Below are 17,585 nucleotides of genomic sequence, written 5' to 3' on the forward strand. Positions count from 1 at the left end.
TTCCAGAACGCACCGATGAGGAGCCGTCGAGCGGCTCGAGGTTCCACCGCCCAGCGCTTATCCCGGCGCTTCGCCCCGAGCGTCGCCTGGGAACGGGACGCTCCGAGCGAGCAGGTGGGGAGGAGTTAGTCGGAGTCGCCGCGGATCCGGAACGCGATCCACAACGCGCATCGCCGGCAGATGAACGCTGAGTCGTGCAAGGCGTGCAGGCGGCGGCGTGGCAGGCTTCGCCCGCAGCAGGAGCAGCTGTGCTTGCCGGTTCGATTTTCTGCGGTGGCCATACGGGTCGTCAGAGGAAGCTGCAGACGTCATCGGGAGTACAGATCTGGGCACGTACGTCGTCGGCGCCTTCCCGGAGTTCGACGATGTTGGCCCGGAGCAGGCGAAGCTGTTCGATCTGTTCGTCGACCTCGGTTAGTCGCCTGTCGAGAAGGTCACGGACGTGGGTACAGGGCGAGTGACCGGCATCGCGAATCTGAAGGATCGCCGCGGTCTGGGTAAGCGTGAATCCAGCCGCACGGGCACGGTCGATGAACTGGAGCCGCCGCACCGATTCCTCGCCGTAGCTGCGGTAGCCCGCTGGTGTTCGGCCGGGTGGCTGGAGCAGGCCACGTTCCTCGTAATAGCGCAGCGTCGATGGCCTGGTCTTCGCCCGCTCCGCGAGCTCCCCAATCCGCATGACCCGATCCTCTCTTCGAACTTGACCTTCAAGTGTGCTTGAAGGTCCATTCTGTCGCACGTGGACCCGACACATCGCCGCTCCACCGAGAAGGAGACACCATGACGCATCTCACCGAGTTCGACCTCGCCGTCATCGGCACCGGTGGTGCGGCGATGTCCGCCGCGATCCACGCCCGGCTCGAAGGCGCAAGCGTCGTCGCGATCGAAGGCGGCACCCTCGGTGGCACCTGCGTGAACGTGGGCTGCGTGCCATCGAAGACGCTCCTGGCCGCCGCCCACGCCCGACACGACGCCCGCACCAACCCGTTCCGCGGCGCGGCCACGACCGCAGGACCCGTCGACCTCGGTGCGCTCGTCCGACAGAAGGACGACCTGGTCGACATGCTCCGACAGACCAAGTACGCCGACATCGCCGCCGCCTACGGGTTCGACATCATCCCCGGCACGGCCACGTTCACCAGCCCCACCACGCTGCTCGTCGCCGGACAGCCGGTGCGCGCCACGTCCTATCTCATCGCCACCGGCGCCGAGCCACAGATCCCCACCATTCCCGGTATCGAGCACGTCGACTACCTCACCTCCACCACCGCGATGGAGCTGACCGCCCTGCCGACATCACTCGTCGTGATCGGCGGCGGCTTTGTCGGACTCGAGCAGGCTCAGCTCTTCGCGCGCCTGGGCGTGAGCGTCACCATCGTCGGCAGGCTCGCCCCGCACGCCGAACCCGAACTTTCCTCCGAACTCCGCAAGGCCCTCCTCGCCGACGGGATCACCGTGATCAACGATCGCGCGGAACGCATCAGCCATGAGGGCGAAGCGGTGCGGGTGGTCACACGCACCGGCAAGGAGGCAACCGGGCAACGGGTTCTGATCGCCACCGGACGCACCCCGCGAACGGACCGGCTGAACCTGGCCGCTGCCGGCGTCGCGACCGACGAGGACGGCTTCATCGTCGTCGACGACGAACAGCGCACCTCCAACCCCACCGTGTTCGCCGCCGGCGACGTCACCGACGTGCCCCAGTACGTCTACGTCGCAGCCATGACCGGCAAGATCGCAGCACGCAACGCCCTCGGCCACCACGAGCACGTCGACTACACCGGTCTGCCCTCGGTGCTGTTCACCTCACCGCAACTCGCCTCCGCCGGCCTCACCGAAGCAGAAGCGGTCGCCGCCGGACACCGATGCGCCTGCCGGTACCTGCGCCTGTCGGACGTACCACGAGCCATCGTGAACCATGACACCAGAGGCGGCATCAAGATCGTCGCCGAAGCGGACACCGGCAGAGTCCTCGGCATCCACGCCCTCGCCGACAGTGCCGGCGAGATGATGCTCGCGGCCACCTACGCGATCAACGCTGGATTCACGGTGACCCAACTCGCCGACACCTGGGCCCCCTACCTCACCATGGCCGAGGGCATCCGACTCACCGCGAACCTCTTCCGCAACGAACTGCCCACCTCCTGCTGCGCCTGACCGACGCCACGCAAGTACGCTGCCATGCCCGATTTGCTGTCCTGCCCCTGCGGCTTCAGGATGACAAACGCGAGGATGAGTGGTCGCTCGTCTCGTTGAGAGCGACAGTCACCTCCAGTTGCTCGAAAGGTCTGAGCGCCGGCAGCGCCCCCTATTCGGTCCGGTGGGAGTGCCGGTGGTGGCTATCGGGGTAGTGCTCGTGCGCATGGGTCAACTCTGCGTGAACGTGGGGATGCCGGTGGCGGGTGCCAGCGGCCACTGGCATCTCGTGTTCATGGTCGTGGTGCGCGTCGGTGTGGGTGTGCCAGTGGTCGTGTTCGAGCGGCTCGTGCGTGTGCGGATGCTCGTGCCGCTCGGTCAGGTGCAGCCACACCCCGATGGCCATGAGCACTCCCGCGATGATCAGCGGGATGGTGATCGGGTCGCCCAGAGCAATCGCCAGGATGGCGCCGAAGAAGGGGGCGATCGAGTAGTACGCACCCGCGCGGGCGGTGCCGATGTGACGGAGGGCGACGATGAACAGCACCAGGCTGATGCCGTACGCGAACAGCCCGGTCATCATCGCGGCGCCGATGTTGAGCAGCGGAGGGAGGGAAGCGCCCAGGAGGAACGCGAGGGCGAGATTCACCGGTCCCGCGACCAGACCCTTCACGGCGGCGAGCCACGTCGCGTCGTGCAGCGCCACCTTGCGGGTCAGGTTGTTGTCGAGCCCCCAGGCCAGGCATGCGCCGAGAATCGCGAGGGTGGGGAGGATCCCGGTGAAGTCCGCCTGGCCGGGCCAGGAGAGCACGACGGCACCCGCGACGATCGCGGCCATGCCGAGTGCGATCCGCCGATCGAAGTTCTCCTTGAACACGAACCACGCCAGCAGCGCCGTCGCGACGCCTTCCGCGTTCAGGAGAAGCGATGCCCCGGACGCCGGCATCCCGACCAGACCGAACATCAGCAGAACCGGGCCGAGCACACCGCCAAAGAACACAGCCCCAGCCAGGGGCAGCAGCTCGCGTCGCTCGAGATGAACCCGGGCCGGTCGGCGAATCAAACGGTACACGCCGAGCCCGATCCCCGACCCCAGGTAGAGGAGCCCGGCGAGCATCCACGGGCCTACATCAGCCAGCAGCAGCTTCGCGATCGGTGTGCCCGCGCCGAAAAGCAGTGCGGCCACGAGTGCGGCCCGCACGCCGGGGTTGCGCAGAGAAGTCAGTCGCACGATTCCAAGGTACGCGTGGTCGAAATGACCGTGGGCCTCGTCGGGAGATCGCACGGAACTGGGCGGTGCAGACTGACGGCGCCGCTTCCGCGTCCAGCGCTCAAGAGCGCGGACCGGTGAACCCCCTCCTTCCCGTGACCCGACATGTCCGATAGCCGGTCCACCACCGCAGCTGCACGACCAAGACGTTAAGGAATCGCAGATGAAAGGGGGCTGCGACCTGGACTGGGGGAGTTGCCAGGAAGTTCACTATTTGCGAGTTTCGCACATCGAGTTCTGTCTATTGGACATAATAACGATTCTCGACGAATCGCCAACCGCTGACCTTAGTACATTGAACAGCATGGTCGCGGTCGCTTTTGCGGTGGCAATCTTCGTTGGAACCTTCGGTCGAAATGTCGAACGCCACCGGCGCCAATCCGCCACACCGACGTGATAGACATTTCTCGCGGCACAGTGCCACGCGGCCGGCGGACATTTCTCTCCTGGAGACCGCGGATCTCCGCCAGGCAACGGACATGTCTGAGCGATCCCTACAGTAGCGTGTCGGATCCCGATGATCTTTTCGCAAAACGCGATACCCACCGGTCTACTTTGCGAATACGAAAAGTAGTGCATGAAAGTGACGAGGAGAGCGGTCTGAGAATCTGGGGCAACATCGGGCGCCGAAGACAACCGGATCCCGATGCCGTTGGGTCCTTGCGGGAGGCTGAAGATCGCGCTTGGCGGATCTATTGCCGTTTGCACGAGTGGCGGATCCCGATGATTCTTTCGTAAACCGCGATACCGACCGGTCTAGTTTGCGATTACGAAAAGTAGCGCAGGGCGGTCGGATCCTGGTGAACCTTGCATAATCCCACCGACCATTTTCGCTTTGCCGCGCAGAGGATCAGGTCGCGACGCGAACGCCCAGCCGAGCAAGTGCTTCGAGCGCGTTCGTTTCCTCGCGCCGATAGAGAATGGTGCGCTCCCCAGGCAAGCCACCGGACTTCGCGATGAGACCCGCACGGAGTAGCCGAGTGATGAGCGTGTGCACGCTGCTCGCGGCCAGACCGGTCAACTCCATGATCTGTGGGGCCGAAAAGTCGTCGGAGTCGATGTCCGAGATGGCGACGATGACGGCGTGCATATGAGAACTGCCGAAGAGAGCCTTCGAGAGTTCCTTGTCACGCGCAACGGGGGTCACCACGCCATTGAGTATCTCACCGAGCGCATGTGCCGCTTCAGGCTCCGGATCGCAGCGCCGTGCGCTACTTCGGCGCTCGAAGACACCGCTAGCACGCTGACGACTCCCGATCACGGAAGTCGAATGTGCGTCCGGATTTTTCTGACCATTCGACGGCCTCCATCACGTCAAGCGAGGTTCCGGTCGCGCGCTGTTCGACCGTGGCGTCGCCGCCGTCCACGACGAGTCGGACGAATCTCTCGACTTCACCAATCAGGGTGTGCTGCGCCTCGGACACCACATGTCGAGCGACTCCGCCGCCATGGCGCTCAAACTCGATCAGCCGCGGACTTGCGATGTGGTCAATTGAGAGCGTGCCCGCCTCGCCGCTGATCTGACTCGGCGCCCGCGAGGTCGTGATCTTCGAGTATTCGAGCGACACCACAAACTCGTCGTAGGTGGCCAGTGCAGCTCCCGCTCCGTCAGCGCCCGAGTTGACGACTACGGATGCTGCGCTGATCCGCCGTGGCATTCCGAACAGGCTTGTCATGGTGTGCACGCAGTAAACGCCGAGATCACGCAGGGCGCCGCCGCCCATCTCCGGATCGAAGATGTTGACCTGGTGCCCTTCCAGGACGAGGTCGTACCGGGCGGAACGCGAGATGTGCCGGAGAAGGACCTGACGAATCGGCCCCACCTGCGGCAGGAGCTCTCTGAGAAGAAGGGTGCCTGGGTCGTAGGCGGTGCGCATCGCCTCGATCAGCACGACGTTGCGCTCCTCCGCAAGCTCGACAAGCTGCCGCCACCGTGCCGCGGTCTGAACCGCCGGCTTTTCGACGAGCACGTGTTTACCGGCTTCGAGCGCGCTTCGCACTTGGTCTGCGTGGATCGCGTTCGGCGTCGCGATGTACACCGCGTCCACGAGGTCTGACTCGAGGAGCGCGGCGAGGCTCGTGACAGATCCCGACGCACCCAACCGGTCCGCCGCGATAGCTCCCCTTTCTGCGTCCCTCGAGTACACGGCCGACAGTTGGATTCCATTCACTGCGCGCACAGCGTCGGCGAACCGTTGGGTGATAGGTCCTGTTCCGATCACGCCGACCCTGAGCTGCGGCATCTCATCGATCATGGCTACACCCGGGCCGCCGCTTCGAAGTCGACGGCAGCCGCGTCGCTTGCCGGGTCGACGAGCATCGCCTCGATGACGGATGGATGAGCCGTGATGTGCCCGATCCCTGCGAGAGCAAGATTTGCAGCGACTGTGGGAGTGCGCACGCTTGCCACGAGCACGTTCGTTCCGGATCCGGCTATCGCACGGTGCATGCTGCCCACCACGTCGAGCGCGTCCAGGCCCGAGTCATCGAGGCGTCCGAAGTAGGGGGCGATGTAGCGCGCGCCGATGGACGCCGCTGCCACAGCCTGGGCGATGGTGTAGACCGCGGTGAGCAGCACGGGTGCTCCTGCACGGGCGCATTCTGCGGCAACACGGAACCCGATCGCCGTTGCCGGAATCTTCACGATGACGCGGTCACCAAGCCCACGAATCTCCGCCGCGTTCCCCTGCATCTCTGCCCGGGTTGCGCCCGTCGCTTGGAAGAAGATTTCCTCCGCGCCAGCGTCCGTGAATCGTCGATGCAGATCCGGGATGTTGCGTGGGCGATGCCCGTCCTTCTGAAGGATGGTGGGGTTCGTGGTGACGCCGGTGATGATGTGATCTTCGAGCAGGGCGATCACGGTGTCGATATCCGCGCTGTCCGCATACAGCTTCACAGCGCTTCCTCCGACACTCGAGTTTGGGATTCGGACTGCTGTCGCGCCAGGCCTGGCCCGTCGACAAGTGCGCGGTATCGCGCGCGCGTCACCCCGTAGCGGTCCTCGCGTGGCGGGGTTGACGTGGTGGTGGCAGGCGCCCACGCGTCGCGCACTTCGGCGACGTCCCCCACTGCGAGTACGGCGGCGGCCTGGATGCAGGCGCCGCGGGCGGTCGCCTCCGAGAGGTCCTTCGTGAGCACCGGGGTCTGCAGGATGTCGGCGAGGAATTGGCGGTACGCCGGGGACTTTGATCCCCCGCCGACGGCGGTTACGGAGCCGTCGGCTGGTGCGCCCGCTGACCGGATCGCGTCGTGCCCGCTGACGATGCCGAACAGGACTCCTTCGAATGCTGCGCGGGCGATCTGTGCGCGGGTCGTCGCGGTCGTCAGGCCGCCAAGTAGACCGGTGGCGTCCGGGCGGTTCGGGGTCCGCTCGCCATCGAGGTACGCGAGGAACACCGGCCGATCGTCACTGTCCGGCGCCTCGAGCGCGAGTGCGGCAAGCTCGTCGAGGGACACCCCGAGCCATCTTGCGACGGAGTCGGTCACCTTGGTCGAGTTGAGTGTGCAGGCGAGCGGCAGGTATCCGCCGGCAGCGTCGGCGACTCCATCTACGTCGCCGCGATGATCGAAGACGGGCGACGATGATTCGGTGAAGACCACCCCGGATGTGCCGAGGCTGTAGACAACATCTCCTTCCCGGACGCCCACGCCGAGGGCTCCAGCGTGCTGATCGCCGGCTCCGGGTCCGACGATGACGTCGGATCGCAGACCGAAGGACGCGGCGACGTCGGGGAGGATCCGGCCTGCGAGCTCGTTCGGTCCGAGGACCTCAGGGAGGAAGGAGGCCCAGTCGAGGCCACGGGCGACGAATTGGTCGAGCAGATCCACCCGCCACCGCCCCTGATGTGCGGCGTAATACCCAGTACCCGATGCATCCGATCGGTCCGTGACCGCACGACCGGCCAGACGGTACGTGAGGTAATCGTGCGGCACGAGGATTTTGCTCACCATGTCGAGCAAGTACGGCTCGTTTTCGGCGATCCAGGCCAGCTTGGTGATCGTGAACGCCGCCGTGGGGACGGACCCGATGGCATCAGCCCACGCGCCGCTGCCCAACTCTTCTACCATCTGCTTCGCCTGCGGAGCGGACTCGGTGTCGTTCCACAGCTTCGCGCGGCGCAACGGCCGTCCGTTACTGCCGAGCAGAACCAATCCGTGGCACTGCGCCGCGACGCTGATCGCCCCGATCTCTCGTGCCGACACACCGGCATCCTCGACGGCACGACCGAACGCGCTCTCGAACGCTCTCCACCAGTCGTCCGGGTGCTGTTGGCTCACCGGGGGGAACGTGACAGGATGCGGCGCGCGACCCGTACCGCGAAGCATGCCGGTGTCGGCGTCGCGGAGTTCGACCGTGCAGGACTGCGTGGAGCTGTCCACGCCGGCAACGATGCTCATCTGCTCATCCTGCGCGGTATCAGGCCGGGGAGGGCGAGTCGATGCGATCGAGCGGGTCGGGAAGGTCCGTGATAAGTCCCACCGCCCCTGCGGGGTGCGTTTCGAGGACCTGGTCCCATCCGTAGCCGCGGCGGCGCATCAGGATGTTGGCGAGAGCGTCGCCCCACACCGCGGTCACGAGTGTGCTTCCCATCGCAATGACCCCGCCCGGGTCGCCGTCCCCTTCCGTGGCAAGAGTCACCGTGAGGTCCGCCAGCCGGCCGAGGCTGGACGAGGGCGCGGCCGTGATCGCGACCACCTTGACGGAGCGGCGCTGCGCCCGGGTGGAGAAGTCGTTGATCTCGCTCGACTCGCCGCCCCGGGAGATCGAGATGAGCACATCGCCGGGGGCGAGGGCGCCCATCGTGCCGTGCAGCGCGTCCATGGGGTGAATGAACACGGATGGTGTTCCGCAGACGGCGAGCAGGTGTGCCATGCGCCGCGCGACAGCACCGGAGGTACCCGAACCGGTCACGAAGACCTTTCCGCGGCAGTTCTCGAGCAGGTCGACGACCTCGATGAAGGTCTCATCGATCTGGTCCGCGACTGCCAGTACTGCGGCGCCCTCGTTGCGCACGACCAGCCGGGCAGCATCGAGAAGGGTCGAATTCGTGGACATGTGAGGTCCTTTCGGTTATGCAGCGTCCCACGCCGCGTGACGCAGCGAGGCCGGTGTCAGGGAGTCAGGGTTGAGGAGCGTTCCGTCGGCTGTTCCGTTGCTCATCACGAGCACGTCGTCGGAGACCTCGCAGATCTCCTCCTCTTCGCTGGAGACGACGATGACGGTCAGCCCGTTGTCGTGGGCAAGGCGACGGACCATGTGATGGATGTCGGCTTTCACGCCGAGGTCGACGCCTTTGGTGGGCTCATCCAGGAGGAGCACTTTCGGGTTCTGGGCCAATGCGCGGGCCAACAAGACCTTTTGCTGATTGCCGCCGGAGAGTCGCTCGATCGGTCCTGAGCGATTGCCTTTGACCTTGAGCTGGTCCATGTATTCGGCGGCTATTCCTTTGAGCCGCGAGCGGTCGAGCCTCCCCCACCGGTAGGCGCGGCGCAGCACGGGCAGAAGCGCGTTGATGGACGAGTCGAGTTGCGGAACGATGCCGTCGACCTTGCGCTCTTCGGTCACGTAGACGACGCCTGCTTTCATCGCGTCGTGCGGTCCACGCGGGGCGAATGGCTTCTCGAACAGTGTGACCGTTCCGCTCTTGATCGGGTCCAGCCCCACGAGCGTTCGAAGCAGCTCCGTGCGACCCGAGCCGACGAGCCCGTAGATGCCAAGAACTCGCCCTTCGTGGGCGCGCAGGGTCACGTCAGAGAGCGCGCCGGTACGTAGTCTTTCGACGGCCACAGTGACCGGGCGGGTCGACTCAACCGCTTGTTGAGGGACACGTGCCTGACGTCCGATGAGCTCAAGGGCATCTTCTCCGGCGATCGCCGTGATGACATCCTGCCGGGAGACTTCGCTCACGTTGGCATCGATCCGGACTTCTCCGTCGACCAGGGCAACGACTCGGGACGCCACGGCGTACAGCTCCTCGAGCTTGTGGTCGACGAGGATGATGCCGATGCCGCGAGAAGACAGCGACTTCACGATCTCGAGGAATCTGTCGACTTGAGCGCCCTCGAGGCTCGTCGTCGGCTCGTCGAGCAGCAGGAAGCGGGCGTTTCGGTGGGTAGCGATCGCGATCTCCAGCAGCTGCCGAGTGGCGACCGGATAGCTGCCGACCTTGGCGTCGGGGTCGACGTCCAGACCGAACTCGGTGGTGAGCGCCCGAGTCCGCTCGCGCATCTGGTCCTTGCTGAGAAGGCCCCCCCGGGACCGCTCGTGTCCGAGGAATGCGTTTTGCGAAACGGTGAGGTTCGGCAGAAGCGATAGCTCCTGGTACACCGTCGCGATACCGGCATCGAGGGCGTCGATCGGGGAGCCGAGAGTTTTCGGCTCCCCGTCGAGGAGGACCGCACCGGAGACCGGTTTGATCGCTCCGGAGATGACACGCATGAGGGTCGATTTGCCGGCGCCGTTGTGGCCGACCAGGCCGATCACCTCACCGGGTCGGACGGCGATGGACACGCCCTTCAGCACCGTCACGCCCGAGTAGCTCATGACGACATCCCGGACTTCGAGGCCTGATCCGGCCGCTCCATCCATCGCGGCACCGGTGGCCGCATCCATCGCCGCCATGTCAGCCGACCTCGCCCGGTGCGGGGGTCTCGCCGGAGACGAACATCTTCAGCGGGAGCAGGATCTCGGGCTCAGGGGTGTCACCGTCGACCCAGCCGCGGATCTGGTCGATAACCTGCTGTCCGTACGATTCGGGCTCCTGAGCGACACAGCCCATGTACTGGCCGGTGAGCGGCTCTTCCGAGGCGCAGAAACCGTAGAGCTGCACGTCGGGGTGCCCTTCAAGACCCTGCAGGGCGCCATAAGTGCCCGGGCCGGTGCTGGCGAAGATGACATTGATGTCGGGGTTTCCGCTGAGCATTTCGGTCGTCGCGGCCAGGCTGTCATCCGGCTTCACGTTGCCGTCGACCTTTGCGACCACCTTCGCGTTCGCATTGGACGCAATGCCGGCTTCGAAGCCCTCATCGCGCTGGACCGTCGGAACCTCGTCGGGCTCGGTGACGAAACCGATGTTGAGTGCCGCGTCGGCCCCCATGTCCGTGAGCACCTGTTCGGCCATCTGCGTGCCGCCTGCGGCGTTGTCTGCGCCGAGGTACTGCACGATCGAAGCGCCTTGCGCCTCCAGAGACTCCGGTGAGACGATCACGTTGACCGTGAACACGGGAACACCCGCGTCGTTCGCGGCTTTGACGATTGCCGCGGCGGGCTCTGACTTCACGGCGTTGAGGGCTAGGGCGCACGGCTTTTTCTGCAGCATCGACTGCACCTGGGATAGCTGTGCGGCGTCGTCGTCGTCCGCGACCTGGACCTCGACCTCGAAGCCCTGCTCTTCGCCCTGTTCCTCGAAGCCCTGTTTCATGGCGATGTAGTAGGGGTTGGTGAGGTTGGGGAGGGCAACCGCGATGTACGGGGTGTCCTCGTCGCACGCGGCGGGTCGCGGGATCGACCCATCAGATGCGGTGGGTGCTGTGCCTGCGCCGGTGTCAATGGCGCCGGAACAGCCGGTGAGCAGCAGGAGGATGCCCGCTGCCGCGGCTGTCAGTGTGATGCGTCGTCGCATGATTGCTCCTTGTTTGCGGTGGTGCTGTGTGGTGAGCCTGGTGGTTTTTGTGGCGAGTCGGCCCTTCCCGCCGGGTCTGGTTAGTGGGTGGACGGTGTAGGCCCAGCTGTGGCGTCTGCGGGCACCGTCGATCCGGTCGAGGGAGCCGCCAAGGCCGTAGCGGTCGTCCCGCTGCCGGGGGTCGAGTCCTGCCCCGGTGAACGCCGGAACCGGCCGAGGAGGGCGGCGAAGGAGAGTTGACGTCGGTGGGTGTCGATGATGACGCCGCCGAGGATGATGAGGCCGATGACGAGCGGCTGCCAGTAGCTCTGCACGCCTACGACGTTCATGCCGTTGGAGACGGTCGCAATGAGGACGGCTCCGAGCAGTGCGCCGCTGATTGATCCGATGCCGCCGAACAGGCTGACACCGCCGACGACTGCCGCAGCGATGGAGTAGAAGAGTTCGTTGCCGGATCCGGCGCTGGGGTATCCGACCATGAGCCGGCTCGTCACGATGAGCCCGCCCATCGCGGCGCACAGACCGCTGAGTGCGTAGACGAGGAGGATGATGAGGCCGCTGTTGACACCCGCCAAGCGGCTCGTCTCAGCGTTTCCGCCGACGGCGTAAATATGCACGCCGGTTGCGGTGAATCGCAGCAGGAAGCCGAAGATGATCGCCGCGACAGCGACGAGGATGACTGGCATCGGGATGCCGTAGATCGAACCTCGACCGATGATGGCGAAGAACGGGTCGGCGACGTTCACCGACCCGCCGCCGGTGAGGATGAGCGGAATGCTCGCGGCGACGCCGAACGTCGCGAAGGTCACGATGAAGGGAGGCAGTTTCAGGTAGTAGATCAGCGCGCCATTGATGGACCCAACGAACAACCCGGTGGCAATGGCGATAAGCACGGCCGCCCACCACGGCAAGCCCGCCTGCATGGAAAGAGCGGCAATCATGCCAGTCAGCGCGACGTTTGAGCCGGTGGAGAGATCGATGCCACCCGTGAGGAGCACGAACGTCTGTCCGAGTGCTAGGAATGCGATCACTGCACCGTTGAGTAGCAGGACTTGAGCGTTTTCCAGAGTGCGGAAGTTCGGTGAGAGGAGGCTGAACGCGATCACGACCAAGACCAGCACAGCCGCGATGCCCATCTCATTTGGTATGCGTCGACGCATCGTCCTCTGTCTCCCTGCAGCCGGTTCCCGGCGTATCGGTCAAAACTAGTTCGCTCATTTGAGCGGCAATTGCGCCCATATGTGCAATAGTAGAGTCATGAAGACGAAACCGCAACCTCTCAGGAAGGGAAGCCCTCTCTTGGCGCGTGGACGGTCGAACCAATCCGATGAGCTGACCGTGGAAGAGCGCAGCCAGTTGCTCTCCGTCGCACGCCGCTTCTACCTCGAGGATCAGAGCAAGATCCAGATCGCCGCGGAGCTTCAAATCTCACGGTTCAAGGTGGCAAGGATGCTGGATCTGGCGCGCGCGCAAGGGCTGGTCACGATAACTCTCAACGACGATGGCGCTGTCGACTGGGACCTCTCCCAGCAACTCGCGCAGCACCTCGGACTTGCTGAAGTCGTCGTCGTACACGCCAACGGCGACACGGAACAGGTTCGCAAACGAGTCGCCGCGGCCGGCGCAGAATTCGTCAGCTCGACGCTCCGCGACGGCGAGGTGCTTGGGATGGCGTGGGGTCGTACTCTCAGCGCGCTGACGGCGGCGCTTCCCCGCCTGCCGCGAATGTCGATCGTCCAGCTGACCGGGGCAGCTGGATCTGATGTTGGCCAGTCGCCTGTCGAGCTCGTCCGCCTCATCGCCCAGAACTCCGGGGGGTCTGCGCATCCGATCTTCGCGCCGCTCGTCGTGGAGACCGCCGAGACTGCGCGCTCCCTCCGCCAACAGCCGGATATCGCGCGGGCGTTCGCGATGTTCGCGGACGTGACGACCGCGCTCGTATCGGTCGGTTCGTGGAACCCGCCGGACTCGCAGCTCTATGAGTTTTTACCGCCGGGTGAGCGTGAGGCTCTCGTGGCAAGAGGGGTAGTAGCAGAAGTATCTGCGACGCTGCTGGCGGCGGATGGCGTCGAGATCGCGGACGACTTCGTGGACCGGACAATCGCTGTGTCCACCGCGCAGCTCCGGGCGATTCCCCGCGTCCTCGCCGTCGCTGCCGGCGCTCGGAAAGCGGGAGCGGTTGCCGCCGTAACCCGTGCCGGGCTGATCACAGGACTCGTGACCGACCACGCCCTCGCGATCGAGGCACTCGCCGCCGCATCGCCGCGATCTGGGGACGCCGCGTGACTTTGAGGATCGGAGGATCGCTATGGTCCGTCCCGCCCAAACACGTTCGGAGCGAAGCCGTTCGCCTCGCCGAGGCCGGTCTGCAGGTGTGGCACTGGGACCGCGCTGACGGCACCATGGGGCCTGCAGGGGGTTTCACCGCCGACTTCGCCCACGACATCGCCCAGGCAACGGGCGTCCGCTCGGAAGCGCACCTGATGCTCGCAGACCCACGCAGCGAGCTGGATGCGTGGACAGCGTTCTGCGAACTCGTCGTCGTCCACATAGAAAGTCCGCACTGGCGTGAATCGATCGAGCGGATCGCTCTATCCGGCGCGCGGGGAGGGGTCGCGATCTCGCCCGGCAGCGCTCTGCCAGCCGACCTCCCCCACGACATCGCAGTCCTGGTGATGACCGTCGCGCCCGGCAATGCCGGGACGAGCTTTCTCGAGGACCGACTATCGCTTCTCGATGGAGTGGTCGGCCACCCCCTCCGAGGCATCGACGGGAGCGTCAACCACCGCAGAGGTCAAGCCGCCCGTGCGCACAGCGCGAACTGGATAGTCAGCGGAACTGCGTTGACTTCTGCCGAGGACCCGCGCGCGTGGCTAGCTTCGTTTGTTGAGAACGGCGACGGGACACGAACGACGCTATGACGGAAAGGAGCCGGTACTCCTTTTCACCCTGCACGACAGCCACGGCCCGATCGGCACACTGCAACAGGCGCTCACCATCCACCCGATGGCCACTGTGTAGGAATTCGCAAAGTAGCGCGGTCGCGCGGACCGAAAACTACGCAAACTAGCGTGGAATCAGCCGCATTCCGCGCAACGTCGATCGGGATCCGACAGCGAATACGAAGAGTTGGGTCTGTCCTAGAAGCGGTGGATCTGGTCTGGCGACATCAGTTGATGCGGCCTTCGAATGCGATCTCGATGCGTTCAGCGCCGCCCGTCCACCTCGTCGCCCAACGCGCCCTGCCGGCGTCTGGTCCGGGACAAGTGAGCAGAGCTGAGCGCCGGGGTTCCCAATGGAGGGCGTGTCAAGGGGATCCCACCTCCACCGCGGTCCGAGGCGGCCAGCTCTATCACCCCGACTACGAGGCAGGAATGACTAAACGCGTCCTGCTCGGCATCGCCGATCGCAGGGTGCTCCTCCTCGACGCAACGCGCTTCACGGGGCAGGGGCTCTATCAGGTCGCCCCGTTGTCGGACTTCGACGACATCATCGTTGATGCCGCCGCCGGCCCCGAGCAGATCGAGGCGCTCCAGGAACACACCGACGCTGTCTTCCATGTCGTCGACGTTCCTTGAGGACCTATGAGCGGTCGACGACATCTGGGGAGGGCGGGGCACTCCAGCCGTAGGCTGAAAGCGTGATCGCGATCGCCGTCGCCTTCCCCGCTCTTCTGCAGCTCGCGGCCGTGCTTACGCAGCTCGCCGGGAACGGCGTGCTTCGGTGAAACCGAATGGCGGGCATCCGCGTGCGGGCGACCCTGAACTCTGATGCCGGCTGGCGGGTCGGATCCTGTTCGCTGAGCAACGACGGCTTCGGCTGCGGGCCTTCCTTGGAATCCTCGGCGCCGAGACTCCCCGAGACGACGATGGTCTCGATGAGGTCTTCGACGGGTATCTGGTCTACTACCGCCGCGCGTGGCGCGCATTTCCGGGGTAGTGGAGGTTCTCACCAATCTGCGTAGTCGTGGCGAACGGGTGGGGATCCTCACGAATGGGAACGACGAGCAGCAAATTGAAAAACTGACCGTTACAGGATGCTCGCGCCGCCGGAATCGCTGCGGGTCAGGTTCGCTACGGTGACGCAGTGCCGGTGGGACTGATGGCCGCCCTGAGGTCCGCGAGTCTCTGACGACGAGATCAGCGCGGCGAAGCCGCCCTACCGCAGTCGCTCGAAGCGATGAGATGAGGCGGGTCAGCGGCCACGAGTGCTGCCGCGCGGTGGAGGCGCTCACGTCGCTCCCGGTGTTCCGGCCACACGAGCGTCTCGAGCCAGGCGAGTTGGTCCGGGTCCGCCACGTCGATCGGGTTCAGGTCGACGCCCGCGCGCCATGCGACCTCGGGGAGACGTGTGGGCACGCTGGTCGCGTCGATCGTGCAGGGCAGCTCGACCGGGCTCGGCCCGGTCGAGGGGTCGAGGGTAAGGCGCTCCGTCGTGCCGTCCACGACGTAGCGATAGCTGTAGCGATCGGGATAGAGGACCAGTCCGCCGGCAGCCCCGGCCTCGATGAGGGACAGCGGCCCGTCCAGCCGCTCGAGGACTGGGAGGAGCACGGCGCAGCGCGCGGCCTCGTTGGTCTGGGTGGAGCGGGCCAGGATCACGGGGACCACGGACTCCCAGTGTTCGACGATCCAGTCGCGGAACTCGGCGTAGGAGCCGACAGGCGCACCGACGAATCGGGCGGCGGCGAACACGAGGTTCGGCTGTCCCTTGATCCCAGGTAGGGCGGCGATCAATTCCAACACGGTCGGGTCATCGGCGATTCCTGACGCCCAGTCGAAGTAGATCTCCGAGACCCCGGTGGCTTCCAGTTCGGCAAATCGTCGGTAGCCGTCAGCAAGAACCTGGGTCATACCGGCGACGATAACGCTGCCGACCCACCGTCCGAATCCTCGCGGTCGGCGCCGTGGACAAATCGAGCCGAAATCTGGCCGCATCCGGGTGGACATCTCTCGTTCGAGGCCCCGACTCCCACGGCGGCCCCGTGGACATCTTCAAGTGGTTCCTGCACTTGACTGTGACCGACGGCTTCGAGGCCACGCTCCCTGCCATCGTGCGGACCGACTGAGGTTCAGTTCACACGTCTACGGTGAATCCGAGATCGACGTCGCTGGCCGCGTGTCCGCCGCCGACGCCCCAGTTCTCCAGCTGGATTTCGTGCACGATCGTCGACACATGATCGCGCGGAATGCCCAGGCCTTCGAGCTCGTCGGCGATCCCGGCGTAGAGACGCCTCTTCGCATCGGCTGATCGACCCGCGAAGCAATCGATCGTGACGATCGTTCGATATTCGGGGTGCGAGAGATCAGCGGAACACGAAAAGCGATGCGGCTCGTGAACGATGAGCCGAACGTTCCGATCCTCCTGAGGGATTCGGAAGGCGGCGACGAGTGCTCGGTGAACCGCCGCCATGATTTCGGCTTCTTCTGCCTGGGTGTACCGACGGCGGACTTCGATCAGGACAGCTGGCATCCCGCAATTATCCGGTGCCGAGTATCGGCTGTGAAGCCATACTCACCGTATCGTCGACCTCCTCGCGGACGATGGCTGCGCCCGCACTGAGCGCGCTCAGCTTCTGAAGTGCAACGTCCCGAGACAACGGGGCCATTCCGCAGTTCGTGCTCGGGATGAGCTTGTCCGCGTCGACGAACCTGAGCGCGTTCCGCAGGGTATCGGCGACCTCCTCCGGAGTTTCGATCGAATCGCTCGCCACGTCGATGGCCCCGAGCATGACCTTCTTGCCGCGGATGAGCTCGATGAGCTCCATCGGCACATGGGAGTGGAGGCACTCCAGCGAGACGATGTCGATGGTTGACCGCTGCAACAGGGGGAACGAGTGCTCGTACTGCCGCCACTGGGATCCGAGGGTCGCCTTCCAGTCGGTGTTCGCCTTGATGCCGTAGCCGTAGCAGATGTGCACGGCGGTTTCCGCGTGCAGTCCCTCGGTCGCCCTCTCTAGCGTCGCGACACCCCAGTCCCGCACCTCATCGTGGAACACGTTGAATGCGGGCTCGTCGAATTGGATGATGTCGACCCCTGCCGCCTCGAGTTCTCTCGCTTCCTGATTGAGGATCGTCGCGAACTCCCACGCCAGCTTCTCGCGGCTGCGGTAGTGGCGGTCGTAGAGCGTGTCGATCATTGTCATCGGGCCAGGGAGCGCCCACTTGATCGGTCGATCGGTCTGCTGGCGCAGAAATCTCGCGTCGTCGACGAACACCGGCTTCTCGCGGCTCACAGCGCCGACGACGGTCGGGACGCTCGCGTCGTATCGATCGCGGATTCGAACTGTCTCACGCTGCTCGAAGTCGACCCCTGTGAGGTGCTCGATGAACGTCGTGACGAAGTGCTGGCGGGTCTGCTCGCCGTCGCTGATGATGTCGATGCCGCGCCGGCGCTGCTCGTGGACTGCGCTGCGCAGCGCATCGCGCTTGCCCTCGACCAGCGCATCACCCTCCAGCTTCCACGGAGACCAGAGGGTCTCCGGTTCGGCGAGCCACGACGGCTTCGGCAGGCTGCCGACGATGGCGGTGGGCAGGAGCGTAGGCATGATCGACGAC

Annotated in this window: 17 protein-coding genes; 4 read left to right on the forward strand and 13 right to left on the reverse strand. The window is 65.2% G+C overall.

What is annotated here, in order from left to right:
* Positions 1–289 precede the first annotated feature (289 nt).
* On the reverse strand, positions 290–679 hold the full coding sequence (locus BKA10_RS12385; protein ID WP_183500167.1) for a heavy metal-responsive transcriptional regulator: 390 nt from the start codon (positions 677–679) through the stop codon (positions 290–292).
* Between the two features lie 101 nt (positions 680–780).
* On the opposite strand from BKA10_RS12385, the gene merA reads away from it, so the two are divergent.
* Positions 781–2,157 carry a mercury(II) reductase gene (merA, locus tag BKA10_RS12390; RefSeq protein ID WP_183500168.1) on the forward strand — a complete coding sequence of 459 codons (1,377 nt, stop codon included), beginning with the start codon at positions 781–783 and terminating at the stop codon, positions 2,155–2,157.
* A 151-nt stretch (positions 2,158–2,308) separates the two neighbouring features.
* Here the strand turns inward: merA and BKA10_RS12395 are convergent, their stop codons facing one another.
* The 9 genes from BKA10_RS12395 to BKA10_RS12435 form a co-directional block, all read right to left on the reverse strand.
* Positions 2,309–3,367, reverse strand: coding sequence for a DMT family transporter (locus BKA10_RS12395; protein ID WP_308221576.1), 1,059 nt, complete (start codon positions 3,365–3,367; stop codon positions 2,309–2,311).
* Between the two features lie 889 nt (positions 3,368–4,256).
* The gene (locus tag BKA10_RS12400; protein WP_183500169.1) at positions 4,257–4,556 is read right to left on the reverse strand and encodes a hypothetical protein; all 300 of its coding nucleotides are present in this window, start codon (positions 4,554–4,556) and stop codon (positions 4,257–4,259) included.
* Between the two features lie 85 nt (positions 4,557–4,641).
* Positions 4,642–5,661, reverse strand: coding sequence for a Gfo/Idh/MocA family protein (locus BKA10_RS12405; RefSeq protein WP_183500170.1), 1,020 nt, complete (start codon positions 5,659–5,661; stop codon positions 4,642–4,644).
* A gap of 2 nt (positions 5,662–5,663) precedes the next feature.
* The gene (locus BKA10_RS12410) at positions 5,664–6,302 is read right to left on the reverse strand and encodes a transaldolase family protein (RefSeq protein WP_308221575.1); all 639 of its coding nucleotides are present in this window, start codon (positions 6,300–6,302) and stop codon (positions 5,664–5,666) included.
* Positions 6,299–7,804 (reverse strand): xylulokinase, encoded by a 1,506-nt coding sequence (gene xylB / locus BKA10_RS12415; RefSeq protein ID WP_183500172.1) that lies wholly within the window; start codon positions 7,802–7,804, stop codon positions 6,299–6,301. The genes BKA10_RS12410 and xylB overlap by 4 nt, the downstream gene beginning before the upstream one ends.
* Before the next feature lie 19 nt (positions 7,805–7,823).
* Positions 7,824–8,462 (reverse strand): KpsF/GutQ family sugar-phosphate isomerase, encoded by a 639-nt coding sequence (locus BKA10_RS12420; protein WP_183500173.1) that lies wholly within the window; start codon positions 8,460–8,462, stop codon positions 7,824–7,826.
* Positions 8,463–8,477: 15 nt separating this feature from the next.
* Positions 8,478–10,028: a sugar ABC transporter ATP-binding protein gene (locus BKA10_RS12425; protein WP_345047996.1), complete on the reverse strand. Its 1,551-nt coding sequence runs from the start codon at positions 10,026–10,028 to the stop codon at positions 8,478–8,480.
* 1 nt (position 10,029) lies between these two features.
* A complete protein-coding gene (locus tag BKA10_RS12430; RefSeq protein WP_183500175.1) occupies positions 10,030–11,028 on the reverse strand; it encodes a substrate-binding domain-containing protein in 999 nt (332 codons plus the stop codon).
* Positions 11,029–11,108: 80 nt separating this feature from the next.
* Complete coding sequence (locus BKA10_RS12435; protein ID WP_206686885.1) at positions 11,109–12,164, reverse strand: ABC transporter permease; 1,056 nt, start codon at positions 12,162–12,164, stop codon at positions 11,109–11,111.
* Positions 12,165–12,285: 121 nt separating this feature from the next.
* Between BKA10_RS12435 and BKA10_RS12440 the strand changes: the two genes are divergently transcribed.
* The 3 genes from BKA10_RS12440 to BKA10_RS12450 all read left to right on the forward strand — a co-directional run bounded on the left by BKA10_RS12440 (position 12,286) and on the right by BKA10_RS12450 (position 14,606).
* Positions 12,286–13,314 carry a sugar-binding transcriptional regulator gene (locus BKA10_RS12440; RefSeq protein WP_183500177.1) on the forward strand — a complete coding sequence of 343 codons (1,029 nt, stop codon included), beginning with the start codon at positions 12,286–12,288 and terminating at the stop codon, positions 13,312–13,314.
* The gene (locus BKA10_RS12445) at positions 13,311–13,949 is read left to right on the forward strand and encodes a beta/alpha barrel domain-containing protein (protein WP_183500178.1); all 639 of its coding nucleotides are present in this window, start codon (positions 13,311–13,313) and stop codon (positions 13,947–13,949) included. The genes BKA10_RS12440 and BKA10_RS12445 overlap by 4 nt, the downstream gene beginning before the upstream one ends.
* Positions 13,950–14,402: 453 nt before the next feature.
* The gene (locus BKA10_RS12450) at positions 14,403–14,606 is read left to right on the forward strand and encodes a DeoR/GlpR family DNA-binding transcription regulator (RefSeq protein WP_183500179.1); all 204 of its coding nucleotides are present in this window, start codon (positions 14,403–14,405) and stop codon (positions 14,604–14,606) included.
* A gap of 561 nt (positions 14,607–15,167) precedes the next feature.
* On the opposite strand, the gene BKA10_RS12455 is transcribed toward BKA10_RS12450, so the two are convergent.
* From BKA10_RS12455 to BKA10_RS12465, 3 genes are all read right to left on the reverse strand, one after another.
* The gene (locus tag BKA10_RS12455; RefSeq protein WP_183500180.1) at positions 15,168–15,881 is read right to left on the reverse strand and encodes a DUF2332 family protein; all 714 of its coding nucleotides are present in this window, start codon (positions 15,879–15,881) and stop codon (positions 15,168–15,170) included.
* A gap of 223 nt (positions 15,882–16,104) precedes the next feature.
* A complete protein-coding gene (locus BKA10_RS12460) occupies positions 16,105–16,500 on the reverse strand; it encodes a tautomerase family protein (protein WP_183500181.1) in 396 nt (131 codons plus the stop codon).
* A 7-nt stretch (positions 16,501–16,507) separates the two neighbouring features.
* Positions 16,508–17,575 (reverse strand): methionine synthase, encoded by a 1,068-nt coding sequence (locus BKA10_RS12465; protein ID WP_183500182.1) that lies wholly within the window; start codon positions 17,573–17,575, stop codon positions 16,508–16,510.
* Between the last annotated feature and the right edge of the window lie 10 nt (positions 17,576–17,585).

The sequence above is a fragment of the Microbacterium invictum genome (assembly GCF_014197265.1).
GTDB lineage: Bacteria > Actinomycetota > Actinomycetes > Actinomycetales > Microbacteriaceae > Microbacterium > Microbacterium invictum.

What these genes read in the sequence shown, in the direction of transcription:
- BKA10_RS12455 (WP_183500180.1), bottom strand. Translation starts at nt 15,881, where the DNA reads ATGACCCAGGTTCTTGCTGACGGCTACCGACGATTTGCCGAACTGGAA.
- BKA10_RS12430 (WP_183500175.1), bottom strand. Translation starts at nt 11,028, where the DNA reads ATGCGACGACGCATCACACTGACAGCCGCGGCAGCGGGCATCCTCCTG.
- BKA10_RS12420 (WP_183500173.1), bottom strand. Translation starts at nt 8,462, where the DNA reads ATGTCCACGAATTCGACCCTTCTCGATGCTGCCCGGCTGGTCGTGCGC.
- xylB (WP_183500172.1), bottom strand. Translation starts at nt 7,804, where the DNA reads ATGAGCATCGTTGCCGGCGTGGACAGCTCCACGCAGTCCTGCACGGTC.
- BKA10_RS12460 (WP_183500181.1), bottom strand. Translation starts at nt 16,500, where the DNA reads ATGCCAGCTGTCCTGATCGAAGTCCGCCGTCGGTACACCCAGGCAGAA.
- BKA10_RS12405 (WP_183500170.1), bottom strand. Translation starts at nt 5,661, where the DNA reads ATGATCGATGAGATGCCGCAGCTCAGGGTCGGCGTGATCGGAACAGGA.
- BKA10_RS12450 (WP_183500179.1), top strand. Translation starts at nt 14,403, where the DNA reads ATGACTAAACGCGTCCTGCTCGGCATCGCCGATCGCAGGGTGCTCCTC.
- BKA10_RS12425 (WP_345047996.1), bottom strand. Translation starts at nt 10,028, where the DNA reads ATGGCGGCGATGGATGCGGCCACCGGTGCCGCGATGGATGGAGCGGCC.
- BKA10_RS12435 (WP_206686885.1), bottom strand. Translation starts at nt 12,164, where the DNA reads ATGGGCATCGCGGCTGTGCTGGTCTTGGTCGTGATCGCGTTCAGCCTC.
- merA (WP_183500168.1), top strand. Translation starts at nt 781, where the DNA reads ATGACGCATCTCACCGAGTTCGACCTCGCCGTCATCGGCACCGGTGGT.
- BKA10_RS12465 (WP_183500182.1), bottom strand. Translation starts at nt 17,575, where the DNA reads ATGCCTACGCTCCTGCCCACCGCCATCGTCGGCAGCCTGCCGAAGCCG.
- BKA10_RS12440 (WP_183500177.1), top strand. Translation starts at nt 12,286, where the DNA reads ATGAAGACGAAACCGCAACCTCTCAGGAAGGGAAGCCCTCTCTTGGCG.
- BKA10_RS12385 (WP_183500167.1), bottom strand. Translation starts at nt 679, where the DNA reads ATGCGGATTGGGGAGCTCGCGGAGCGGGCGAAGACCAGGCCATCGACG.